General features: G+C 50.6%; 11 protein-coding genes, 1 tRNA gene and 1 other RNA gene. 3 read left to right on the top strand and 10 right to left on the bottom strand.

Annotated features, from left to right (window positions below; all coding sequences use genetic code 11):
• Positions 1-286 precede the first annotated feature (286 nt).
• On the top strand, positions 287-2,311 hold the full coding sequence (locus I6E49_RS05445) for a family 20 glycosylhydrolase (RefSeq protein WP_441006961.1): 2,025 nt from the start codon (positions 287-289) through the stop codon (positions 2,309-2,311).
• 13 nt (positions 2,312-2,324) lie between these two features.
• Here the strand turns inward: I6E49_RS05445 and I6E49_RS05440 are convergent, their stop codons facing one another.
• The 10 genes from I6E49_RS05440 to I6E49_RS05395 all read right to left on the bottom strand — a co-directional run bounded on the left by I6E49_RS05440 (position 2,325) and on the right by I6E49_RS05395 (position 11,558).
• Positions 2,325-2,864 carry a 5-formyltetrahydrofolate cyclo-ligase gene (locus I6E49_RS05440; protein ID WP_235393520.1) on the bottom strand — a complete coding sequence of 180 codons (540 nt, stop codon included), beginning with the start codon at positions 2,862-2,864 and terminating at the stop codon, positions 2,325-2,327.
• Entirely contained in the window at positions 2,864-4,504 is a 1,641-nt protein-coding gene (locus tag I6E49_RS05435; RefSeq protein WP_235400895.1) for a S41 family peptidase, read from the bottom strand. The genes I6E49_RS05440 and I6E49_RS05435 overlap by 1 nt, the downstream gene beginning before the upstream one ends.
• Positions 4,485-4,943, bottom strand: a complete 459-nt coding sequence (locus I6E49_RS05430) for a dCMP deaminase family protein (RefSeq protein WP_235400894.1) — start codon at positions 4,941-4,943, stop codon at positions 4,485-4,487. The genes I6E49_RS05435 and I6E49_RS05430 overlap by 20 nt, the downstream gene beginning before the upstream one ends.
• A complete protein-coding gene (locus I6E49_RS05425; protein WP_235400893.1) occupies positions 4,924-7,005 on the bottom strand; it encodes a M3 family metallopeptidase in 2,082 nt (693 codons plus the stop codon). The genes I6E49_RS05430 and I6E49_RS05425 overlap by 20 nt, the downstream gene beginning before the upstream one ends.
• A gap of 94 nt (positions 7,006-7,099) precedes the next feature.
• On the bottom strand, positions 7,100-7,759 hold the full coding sequence (locus I6E49_RS05420; protein WP_235400892.1) for a Crp/Fnr family transcriptional regulator: 660 nt from the start codon (positions 7,757-7,759) through the stop codon (positions 7,100-7,102).
• Between the two features lie 15 nt (positions 7,760-7,774).
• Entirely contained in the window at positions 7,775-8,791 is a 1,017-nt protein-coding gene (locus I6E49_RS05415; protein ID WP_235400891.1) for an FAD:protein FMN transferase, read from the bottom strand.
• Between the two features lie 37 nt (positions 8,792-8,828).
• On the bottom strand, positions 8,829-9,485 hold the full coding sequence (locus I6E49_RS05410; protein ID WP_308231939.1) for a DUF6048 family protein: 657 nt from the start codon (positions 9,483-9,485) through the stop codon (positions 8,829-8,831).
• A gap of 1 nt (position 9,486) precedes the next feature.
• Positions 9,487-9,990 (bottom strand): DUF6452 family protein, encoded by a 504-nt coding sequence (locus tag I6E49_RS05405; RefSeq protein ID WP_235400889.1) that lies wholly within the window; start codon positions 9,988-9,990, stop codon positions 9,487-9,489.
• A gap of 40 nt (positions 9,991-10,030) precedes the next feature.
• Positions 10,031-11,002 (bottom strand): glycosyltransferase family 2 protein, encoded by a 972-nt coding sequence (locus I6E49_RS05400; protein ID WP_235400888.1) that lies wholly within the window; start codon positions 11,000-11,002, stop codon positions 10,031-10,033.
• Between the two features lie 43 nt (positions 11,003-11,045).
• Positions 11,046-11,558: a DUF4199 domain-containing protein gene (locus tag I6E49_RS05395; RefSeq protein WP_235400887.1), complete on the bottom strand. Its 513-nt coding sequence runs from the start codon at positions 11,556-11,558 to the stop codon at positions 11,046-11,048.
• 183 nt (positions 11,559-11,741) lie between these two features.
• Between I6E49_RS05395 and ffs the strand changes: the two genes are divergently transcribed.
• Positions 11,742-11,840: signal recognition particle sRNA small type (gene ffs, locus I6E49_RS05390), an RNA gene on the top strand.
• A 1-nt stretch (position 11,841) separates the two neighbouring features.
• Positions 11,842-11,915 (top strand) — tRNA-Thr (locus tag I6E49_RS05385).
• Positions 11,916-12,088: the final 173 nt, after the last annotated feature.

The raw sequence follows: 12,088 nt of genomic DNA, 5'->3' as shown, positions 1-12,088 counted from the left end.
CAAAAGGAGTCGTTTTGGATTGTAAAAGGAGTCGTTTTAGGATGCAAAAGGAGTCCTTTTGGGTTGTAAAAGGAGTCGTTTTGAGCAGCAAAAGGAGTCGTTTTGAAAGTAGTGAGTAAAACAGTCGTTTTACTTACGGCATTATTTGCTTTTACCGCTGAATAAGGTTTTTTACCGCAAAACCGTTATAGATTGGAAAAAATATGCTAACTTTGTACGTGCATATTCTATGCGCAACCTAAATAAGAATGTTAGTAACTAAAACAATGTCAACTAAAACAATAATATGAGAAAAATCTTTTTCAGCGCCAAGAGCATGGTGCTTACATTATGTCTCTGCGCGACGTCGGCTCTGGCATGGGCGGGAGTGAATCCTAAACCTTTTGTAGTTCCCGAACTGAAGGAATGGCACGGTGCCGAGGGTCAGATGACCGTTTCGGGCAAGTATATCGTAAAGGGTGGTAAGGCTGCCACTGAAGTAGGACAGATGTTTGCCGCCGACTATGGCAGTTTGATGGGGGCTCAGCTCACATTGAAGAATGGCAAGCCTTCGAAGGGCGATATTGTACTTGTGCTCAAGGCTGACAAGGCACTTGGTCAGGAAGGCTACCGCATCAATATCGGCGATGTTACTACAGTCAGCGCTGCTACAGTCAAAGGACTGAAGTGGGGCACACGTACTGTGCTGCAGATGGCAGAGCAGAATAAATCCAACGGCGGCTCACTGCCAAAGGGCAATATTGTAGACTCGCCTGAGTATGGTTTGCGTGGATTTATGATGGACTGCGGTCGTAAGTTCATCCCGATGGACTATCTGCGTTCGCTTGTCAAGACCATGGCTTACTATAAGATGAACACCTTGCAGATTCATCTAAACGACAACGGTTTCCGTCAGTTCTTCGACAATGATTGGGACAAGACTCAGGCTGCATTTCGATTGGAGTGTGACACTTATCCCGGACTGACAGCACGCGACGGATCGTACACTAAGAAAGAATTCATCGACCTTCAGAAACTTGCCGAGCAGTATGGCGTCGACATCATTCCTGAGATTGACGTGCCTGCCCATACATTGGCTTTCACTCACTACAAACCGGAAATCGGCTCAAAGGAGTATGGCATGGACCATCTCGATTTGTTCAATCCCGAGACATATAAGTTTGTCGACGGACTCTTCAAGGAGTATCTTGAGGGCAAGAACCCCGTATTCCGTGGCAAGGTGGTGCACATCGGTACCGACGAATACTCGAATGCGAAGAAGGAAGTGGTAGAGAAGTTCCGCTACTTCACCGACCGCTATATTAAATATGTAGAGTCGTTCGGCAAGCAGGCTGCTCTTTGGGGAGCGCTTACTCATGCCAATGGCGACACTAAGGTGAAGTCGGACAATGTGATAATGAGCTGCTGGTACAACGGCTATGCCGACCCTAAGGAGATGAAGCGACAGGGCTATAAGCTCATCAGCATCCCCGACGGACTTACATACATAGTTCCGGCTGCTGGTTACTATTACGACTATCTCAACTGCGAATATCTCTACGACAAATGGACACCGGCACAGATAGGCAACGAGAAGTTTGACGAGCACGACCCGGCTATTCTTGGTGGTATGTTTGCCGTATGGAACGACCATGCCGGCAATGGCATCAGCGTGAAGGACATTCACGACCGTCTGTATCCTGCATTGCAGACTCTTGCTGTGAAGTTCTGGCGTGGAGCCAAGACGTCAATGCCTTATGCCGAGTTCAACACTCTTCGCCACCAGCTCAGCGAGGCACCTGGTGTCAACGTGGCTGCACGATGGACTAAGGGCAAGACATTCAGCATAGCAAAGCTTCAGCCAGGTCAGACTACTGGCGAGACAGAAGTGGGCTATGGCTATCGTGTCGACTTCAATATCAAGGGCGCTGCCGAGGAGAAAGGAACTGTGCTGTTTGAGTCGAAGAATGCCACATTCTATCTTGCCGATCCAGAGGAAGGTAAGTTGGGATTTGCACGCGAGGGCTATCTCAACAAGTTCAATTACAAGATACCCGAAGGCAAGAAGGTGAGCATCTCGATAACCGGCGACAACACCAAGACATGCCTTTATGTAGACGGCAAGCTGAAGGAAGAACTTGGTCCGCTCACCATCTACGCTATGAAGGCATCTGATCGTACTACATTCCAGAACGGCGACAAGAACGCTTGGCAGCCGGTGATGTACAATCCGCAGACCCGAATGTACTATCAGCGCACACTCGTATTCCCCCTTGCCAAGGCTGGAGCGTTCAAGAGCAAGATTACTGATGTGCGCGTGTCGCAGAAGTAATCGTCTGAAATAATTATTGTGAAGTGATGATTTCGTCCATCCTGATGTCGTGTTCCTCGGCTGGGATGGACGTTGTCATTTGAAACGGGAAGCAAACACCTATCTTATATGTATCGGGTATGAGCGGCAGAAAACGGTCGTAGTAGCCTTTACCACGTCCCATACGGTTGCCGTCATGGTCGAAAGCAACGCCAGGCACTATCGCCAGTTCTATGTTGGCATAGTCGGTGAAGAGTTCTCCCGTTGGTTCCATAATGCCGTAGGCTCCAATCTGCAAGTCGTTCGGGCCATTGTATCGGTGCAGTTCCATAGTTCCCTCGCCTGTAACGCGTGGCAGCAGAATGGTTTTGCCGCTCATCAGTAGCGAGTCGACGATGGTGTGGGTGTCCACTTCATCGGGCAGTGAGTGGTAGAGCATTATGGTTTTGGCGGATTTTACACGAGGGTGGGAGAGTAGACGTATGATAACAGCAAACGACAATTCACGCAGCTGCTGGCTGGTGAATTGTCGTTTGCTGTTTTTAATCTCTTTTCTGAGTTGTAGTTTGGTTATCATTTCTTGTTTTTCTTGATGGGCTTTTTGGGGAACGCAGTCTTGTTCTTAAACACCTGAAGAGCCCTTGTTACGGTCGGGTCGTCAAGGTTGAGATATTGTGTCAGTGCCTGTTCGTCGAGCATGTTGTATATCACGAGCTTGTTGAGATAGCGGTTGAGCAGGCTGTGCGACTTGCGTATCATCAGATTGCGGCGCTTCAGTCCGTTCTTGTCGGCATACGTAGCGAACTTGTCCACGAGATTCTGTGTGTTGAGATACTTCACCATGTCCATCATTTCGTGGAAGTTGTTAAGCTTCAGACGGTTGTTGTCGGTGTAAGTATAGGCGAATTGCAGAATCAGACCTGTCATGGCAGCCGCCTTATAGTATGATGTCATGCCCAGAGTATCCTCCGGAATGAATATGTCGGGAGTGATGCCACCACCGCCATACACCGTGCGTCCGATGCTTGTGTGATAAGCCGGGCCGTGGTGCTTGATGCTGTCTTGTGAGAAGAACTCTCCGTGCTGGTAGCGTGCCAGGATGTCTTCCTCATAGTCCTTGTTGTCGCCAGCTCTGAAAGGCTTCTGTATGCAGCGTCCAGAAGGAGTGTAGTAGCGTGCTATGGTGAGTCGTATCATAGAGCCGTCGGGGAATCCGAGCTGCTGCTGGACGAGTCCCTTGCCAAACGAGCGGCGTCCGATGATAGTGGCACGGTCGTTGTCCTGCATGGCTCCGGCAAATATTTCGGATGCTGATGCCGAACCCTCGTTGATAAGAACAATGAGCGGTATCTTCTGGTACGAGCCATGTCCGTCAGAGCGGAAGTCCTGACGTGGCGACTTGCGTCCCTGCATGTACACTATCAGCTTGTTCTTTGGCAAGAACTCGTTCGCCATTTGTACTGCCGAGTTCATGTATCCGCCTGTGTTGTCGCGCAGGTCGATGATGAGATTGCTGAATCCTTCCTGCGACAGTTGGGCAAGCGAGATGAGCATTTCTGGGTAAGTGGTCTCTCCGAAACTCTTCACCTTGATATAGCCAGTGTTCTCGTCGATCATGTATGTTGCCGAGATGCTCTTCTGTGGTATGTCACCACGTGTCACGGTGAAGTATTTTACACCTTTCTGTCCGTAGCGTACAACGCCGATTTTCACCTTTGTATCCTTCGGACCCTTCAGTCTTCGCATGGCTTCTTCCTGCGTAACAATCTTGCCAACGAACATTTTGCCGTCTACGCTTACAATCTTGTCGCCAGCCAGGATGCCTGCCTTCTTGGCAGGTCCGTTCTGCACCACGTTCTGAACATGGATGGTGTCCTTGCGAATGGTGAACTCTATGCCCACACCCGAGAACGAACCCTTAAGGTCGTCTGCCACAGCCTGCGCATCCTTTGCACTTATGTACACCGAGTGCGGGTCGAGGTCGGAGAGTATCTGTGGTATGGCTTGGTCGACGAGCGAGTCGATGTTCACCTTGTCTACATATTGGTCTTCGATGAGGTGGAGCAGATTGGTCAGTCGGTTCGAACCAGAATTGATGATGTTCAGTCGGTTGCCCGAGAAGTGATTGGCGTAGAAAGTGCCAATCAGTATGCCGATGACAACGCACATTGCCATTATCAGCGGCATGAACCGGTTAGACGTTTTCATGTTCATAATCGTCCGGATTTAGATATTTAACTTCTATATTGGCTCTCTTCAGCAGGTCGATACCGTCGGTGAGACGGTATTGTTCGCCATATATCACGCGTTTGATGCCAGCCTGGATTATCAGTTTGGCGCATTCTATGCATGGAGAGGCGGTGACGTAGAGCGTAGCTCCGTCGCTATTGTTCGAGCTGCGTGCCAGTTTTGTGATAGCGTTGGCTTCGGCGTGCAGAACGTAAGGCTTGGTGACGTTCATTTCGTCCTCGCATACGTTTTCAAATCCGCTTGGCGTACCGTTGTAGCCGTCGCTTATTATCATTTTCTCCTTTACGACGAGCGCGCCCACCTTGCGTCGCTGGCAGTAGCTGTTTTCTGCCCATATACGAGCCATACGGAGGTAGCGCAGGTCGAGACTGAGTTGCTTGTCTTTATTGTTTTTTGATTCCATTGCGTTCGAGTAATGCTTCGATTGTTGGTTCTTGTCCGCGGAAGCGCTTATATAGCGTCATAGGATGTTCGGTTCCACCCTTTGAGAGGATGTTGTCACGGAAACTCTGTGCAGTTTTTTGGTCGAATATGCCGTTGTGCTTGAACACGCTGAATGCGTCGGCGTCGAGCACTTCAGCCCATTTGTAGCTGTAGTATCCGGCAGCATATCCGCCCGCCATGATGTGCGAGAACTGTGTTGTCATGCATGTGTCGGGCAGCTGCTTCATCACCTGTGCCTTAGCCCAAGCCTGCTTCTCAAACGGTATGATGTCGTCCTTGAACTCATCCTTCTTTGTATAGTAAGCCATATCGAGCAATCCGAAGCTCACCTGTCGCATACATGCGTATGCTGCCATGAAGTTGCGGCTCTTCACGATGCGTTCTATCAGTTCGTCGGGCATCGGTTCGCCCGTCTGATAGTGGAACGCGAAGGTGCGCAGGAACTCCTTTTCGACAGCATAGTTCTCCATAAACTGAGACGGCAGTTCTACGAAGTCCCACCACACATTGGTACCGCTGAGGCTCTCGAATCGGGTGTTGGCAAACATGCCATGAAGCGAGTGGCCGAACTCGTGCAGGAATGTCTCCACCTCGCCCAGCGTCAGCAGAGCCGGTTTTTCGTCGGTGGGTTTGGTCAGGTTCATCACCACACTTACGTGCGGACGTACGTTCACGCCCTTGCGGTCGATCCACTGACCCTGGAATTCAGTCATCCATGCGCCGCCCTGCTTGCCCTTTCGCGGATGGAAGTCGGCGTAGAACACAGCCAGATACGAGCCGTCCTTGTCAAACACTTCGTATGCCTTTACGTCGGGATGATACACCTGAATGTCCTTGTTCTCCTTGAATGTGATGCCGTATAGGCGTGTGGCGAGTCCGAACACGCCATCAATCACTTTCGACAGTTCGAAGTAGGGGCGCAGCATCTCGGCATCGAGGTTGAACTCGCGCATCTGCAGCTTGTGCGAGTAGAATCCGAAGTCCCACGGTTCGAGTTCGAAGCCGTCGCCCTCGGCATCCTTTGCCTCGCGTTCTATTGCCTTCACCTCCTCAATGGCAGTAGGCTTGTAGGCCTCAATAAGGTCGTCGAGCAGTTTGTATACATTACCCACGTTCGACGCCATGCGATGAACGAGCACATAGTCGGCAAATGTCTCGTAGCCCAGAAGCTGGGCTATCTCGCGGCGCAGATTGATGAGGCGCTTGCATATTTCAAGATTGTTCTCGCTGTTGTCGTGCGTTCCCTCGGTGTTGCGTGCCATATACAGCTGCTTGCGCAGTTCGCGCTGGGTGCTGTAGGTCATGAACGGCGAGAAGCTGGGATAGTCGAGTGTGAAGAGCCATCCCTTCTTGTCAGCCTCTTTGGCTGCAAGGGCGGCAGCCTCGCGGGCCGTTTCAGGCAGACCGTCGAGCTGTTGCTCGTCAGTAATGTTGAGTGTGAAAGCCTTGTTCTCCTTAAGCAGGTTGTGCGAGAACTGCAGCGACAGCATGCCTGCCTCTTCAGTCAGCTTGCGCAGACGTTCCTTGCCCTCGTCGTCTAGCAGTGCACCGCTGCGTACGAATCCGTCGTAGCAGTTGTCGAGAAGCATCTGCTCCTCGGCGGTAAGCTCGCGATGGTGTTCGTATACGTATTTGATGCGCTCAAACAGGCGTCGGTTGAGCTTCACGTCGTTGGCGTGCTTGGTCAGGATAGGGCTGAGTTTTTGCGCCAGTTGGTCCAATTCGTCGCATGTCTCGGCGCTGAGCATGCACGAGAATACGGTCGACACGCGTGATAGCAGGTCGTAATATCCCTCGCCGTTCTCATTGTCAACGCGCACTATGGTGTTCTCGAATGTAGGAGGCTCGGGGTCGTTCACGAGTTTTTCGATAGCCTCGTCGTCGCGTCGGATACCCTCCATGAAGGCTTCCTCGTAGTCAGAAGTCTTGATGCGGTTGAATGGAACTGTATCGTGCGGGGTGTTGTAAGGTTCAAAGAATGGATTCTTTCTCTCCGGAGTATTTGTGTTATTTTCCAACATACTAAATCCTAAAAAATCTGTGTGATATATCAATATGCAAATTTACGGAAAATATTACAGATGCAAATATTGTAGTAGGGGTTTTTAACTTATATTATGTTAGTGCTTCGATATGATTTATTTCGATTATTCCTCGGCTGAATGTTAGCAGGTTTTCGTCTTGCATTGTGTTGAGAATTTCCGACACGGCACGTCTGCCCAGTCCGGTTTCTTGTGCAAGGCGTGTCATTTTGATTCGCATTGTTTTGGGTCCGGTGGGCGATGAGCAGTGTGTCTTGATGAAGTGTACTATCCGGTCGTGTGCGTCGGCTGGTATGGGGTGCCATAGTTTGCGTGTGGTCTTTTGTGACAGAGCCGAGATGTAGTTGACGAGATTCATTCGGAATATGATGAACTCGTCGGATATGCGCATCAGGTCGTCCTTGTCTATCTCCACAATGTCGCATGTAGTAGTGGCTATGAAGGTGCGTGTGTAATGTAGTTGCAGTCCGAACATACATTCGGGTTGCAGCGTATAGGGCGCTGCCACGTTCTCCTCAATCGAGTAGCCGTGGTCGTCGGCGTATGCTATCGACTTGGCTTGTCCGTTGACGACAAGCGCAAGGCGGTTGCATTGTTCGCCCTCTTTCTTTATAATGTCGCCAGCGGCAATCTTGCGGAATGTGAACTTGGTCTGTCCGATGATTTGCAGCAGATTGTCGCTGGTGAGTCCTTGGAATAGGGGCGAACTTTGCAGGCTGTCGTATAGCTTCATTGTCGATACTTGTTTCTATTTCAGAATCTTGCCCTTCATTGATGGCGAGTACCATACCTGCAGCTGTCCCTGATGGTCGCTATATATAAGGTATGCCATGAGTTCGGGATGCTTGTCGAGCACTTTCTTAGCCTTGTCGAGTCCCATCACCATGAATGCCGTGGCGTAGGCATCGGCTTCGGCGCATCGTTTGGCAAGAACGGTGGCTGAGAGTATGTTGTGCTGCACTGGATAGCCCGTCGACGGGTCGATGGTGTGGGCGTATTTCTTGCCTCCACGATAGTAGAAGTTGCGGTAGTTGCCGCTTGTTGCCATAGCCATATCCTTGACGTTCAGCACCGTCTGCAGTTCTTGGTCAACGGCGGTAGAGTCGTCTGTGGGCTTGGTTACGCCAATCTTCCATGGCAATCGTTTCTCGCTGATGCCGTGTGTCACCACTTCGCCGCCAATCTCAATCATGTAGTTTTCGATGCCGCGCCGTTCCAGCAGGTAAGCCACGACGTCGCAGCCGTAGCCTTTGGCAATGGCGCTGAAGTCGAGCATGGTCTTCGGGTTCTGCTTGAATATGCGGTTGTCGCGCAGCATTACTGTCTTGTATCCCACTGCAGAGCGCAGCGAGTCGATGGCGTGTCGGGTGGGAGGGGCGCCCGTCTTGAATCCGAATCCCCACGCGTTGACAAGCGGAGCCACGGTTATGTCGAACGCTCCGTCGGTGTTGTCGGATATTTCTTCAGCCAGCTTGAACACGCGGTTGAACATATTGTTGGTCTCGGCGTTTTCGCCACGGTTGATGCGTGCTATTATCGAGTTCTTGTTGAACATCGACAGCGCATCGTCCACCTTCTTCAGTTCCGCCATGATGTCTCCGTTGAGCGAAGTGTCGTTCTGATAGGTGATGTGGTAGTATGTGCCGAACACCTGTCCTTCGTCGTGCTGATAGGGTGTGTTGCGTTGCTGCAGTACGATGTTGATTGTTGCAATGATGAGAAACAGCAGAAACACAATCCGCCATCCTATTTTCTTCTTGCTCATAAGCTATGCTTTTTTTGTACTTTTTATTCTCAAACGTTTAGAACTCGACAGTCACGTTGAACGTGCCTGCCAGCTTCGACGACCCCTGCTTGCCAAATCCCGGCACATACCATGCGTTGCCCAGCTCTCCGTTGTCGTGAGCCAGTCGTCTGCGCCATCGTGCCGACCATCCCAGTCGGAGCGGTCCCCATATCTTGGCGTCCACGCCGAACACCGCTTCCATCCAGTGGCAGTTGGCCTTCACGCCCTGGGCGCTGAACTCCACGTTGTCACCCCATACCGGATCCTTCAGTCCTTCGGCATTCACGTCATACTTATAGTAGGTCATGGCGTAGCGTGCTCCTACGTATATGCGGTAGTCGTCGTGCTTGTTGCGCGCTATGTTGAAGTCCATTCCCACACGTGCATAGGGTGCCGAGGTTTTGTATTTCAGCCCGGTTGTCACTTCGTCGGCATCGGCTGTGCCGTATCCCACCTCCACTACGGGGAAGAACTTGTCCTTAAGGTTGACACGCAGTTGTGCCTCATACTGTCCGTGACTGCCCAGTATGGTTTCTGCCAGGCCTATCATGTCGGCAGACACGGCAACGCCTCGCAGCAATGGTATTGAGTCGGCCTTGACGGTAGTGTCGGTCTTGCTCTTGGCTGTAGGCTTCTTGCGTGCCGTAGCCGTAGTGGCGAGCAGTAGCAGCAAACTAATTATTGCTGTTCTTGAAATATATGAGTAGATGCGCCTTTGGGTCATTGTATGTCACCTTATTATAATTTACCTTTATGTCTTCGATGGCGTGCTGTGTGAACCGTACGCCTTCGATGTCGTGAAACATAGCCGGACTGCAGTCTACCGACTCAAAATGTTTCTCGTTCTGCTTGCTCACCCATACTGTGTCTACTGTCTTCAGCCGGGTGTCTTTCTGTACGAGTGTCAGGAAGTAGACATCCTCTGTGCGCGAGTAGCTCATAGGTATGGTCAGACTGTCCAGTCCGGTCTGTCGGTTGATGAGCACCGTGTCCTCGTCGGGGTTGTCGGGGGTGCGTTCGGCTGCTATGGTGAGCGTGTCCTCAAGCACCGCCTCGTTGCCGGTAAGCTTCAGCGACATATAGGTGCGGTTGTTGAGCGGACAGTCTATTGACGAACATGCCACTGCCGACATTGCCACGGCTGTTGCAGCTACGATTTTCGTTATCTTGTTTCGCATTGTTCTGTTTGTTGTTTCTGTCGCCGGTATGCGTTGTTGGTTATTCCTCGCATTTCAGCGTCTTCTCTATCTGATAGTCGTTGCGGTTTTGCGACGAGCGGCTCACGAGGTCGCCGATGAATCCGGCCAGGAACATCTGTGTGCCTATCATCATCATCGTGAGGGCTATGAAGAAGTAGGGCGAGTCGGTGATGAGTCGTTGCGGAATACCGTTTGACAGACACCACAGCTTGTCAGCGCCCAGAGCTACTACAGCCAGGAATCCGATGAAGAACATCAGCGTGCCCAGAAATCCGAACACATGCATAGGCTTGCGTCCGAAGCTTGAGAGAAACCACAGCGTGATGAGGTCGAGATAGCCGTTGAAGAAACGGTTCCATCCCATAAATTTCGACTTGCCGAACTTGCGTGCCTGATGGTGTACAGGCTTCTCGCCAATCTTGTCGAATCCGGCATTCTTTGCCAGATAGGGTATGTAGCGGTGCATCTCGCCATACACCTCGATGTTCTTTACCACCTCCTTGCGGTATGCCTTAAGTCCGCAGTTGAAGTCGTGCAGATTGTGTATGCCGCTCACCTTGCGTGCCGTAGCGTTGAAGAGCTTTGTCGGAATGGTCTTCGAGAGAGGGTCGCCTTGCTTGCGGTTCTGCTTATATCCCGACACGAGGTCGTAGCCTTCGTCCATAATCATGTGGTAGAGTCCCGGAATCTCGTCGGGCGAGTCCTGCAGGTCGGCGTCCATTGTTATCACAACGTCGCCCTGCGCTGCCTTGAATCCGCAGAACAGAGCCGGGCTCTTGCCGTAGTTGCGGCGGAACTTGATGCCCTTCACCTCTTCGTGGTCGCGTGCCAGTTGCTCGATTACGTCCCATGAGTGGTCGGTCGAACCGTCGTTGACGAATATCACCTCGTAGGTGAAGTTGTTGCTGTTCATCACGCGTTCGATCCATGCGTACAGTTCGGGGAGCGATTCGTCCTCGTTGTATAGTGGAATTACGACTGTTATATCCATAGTCTGTTGTTTGTTTGTTCGATTTTATTATGTATAGTTTCTATTATTTTCTGCGGCACACAATAGCTATAGGCAGACTTGCCAGTGCTCCGAGGAAGAAGTTCTGTAGCATGAACACGAACGACCATTGTATCGGAGTGAGCTGTGCCAGCATGTCGACGTTCTGGTTCAGTTCGGCACGGCTTATGCCGTTTTGCTCGTAAACCGGTGCCATTGCCTTCATCGTGTCGGTAAGCAGACCGACAAAACCGCCGTTGTCAATGAATCTGAAGTACACGAACTGCACCAGCGCAAAAGCCAATGATGCGTACACGAAGTTGTACAGACTGTATGCATAGGCTCGTCTAAGCGATATTCTGCCGTTCAGAACGTTGTTGCGAAACAGGCATGTGCGCCATCCTATAAAGAAAGGTGTAGCCATTGCAAGGAGATTGCCCATGGTTCCCGCCCCGATCATTGTGACGCATGCGAAGCTCACGGTCCATAGCAGGGTGAGCAAGAGTGCATCCACACGGGCGAAAGCCTTAAGTTGCATGAATTCTTCTATTTTAATCATTAAAATAATGTATGTGTTTTATAAAACTGTTGCAAACTTACTACTTTTTTTCCGAATACCTGTCATATAAGCATTTTTTGACATAATAAGGTTCGAAAGAAATGTTAAATAGGGAGTTTTTTGTGTCTGAAAATTTGCATTGTCAATAAAAAGCCTTACCTTTGCACTCGCTTTTGAAAAGACGGGTAAGTCTTACACGGCCAGCTCCCTTCGAATCCTCCAGGACGGGAACGTAGCAAAGGTAGTTGGTTGTAGCGGCGCGATGTAAGTAGCTTGCCCACCCGCCTCTTTAGCTCAGTTGGCCAGAGCACGTGATTTGTAATCTCGGGGTCGTTGGTTCGAATCCGACAAGAGGCTCAAAACAACACAAGGACAGTACTTCACGATTGAAGTGCTGTCCTTTTTTCGTTATATAAGATTTGGAAATTCAGTTTTCTCGCGATGCTGCAAGATTTTCCTCGCGAGGGAATAATTATTCTCTGCCGAGGAAATGGTTGTGGTTCTTCCGAAATTTGGAACAATACAATAGT

It is taken from the genome of Leyella stercorea (genome assembly GCF_021531655.1).
This window is presented reverse-complemented; position numbering and strand designations above follow the sequence as displayed.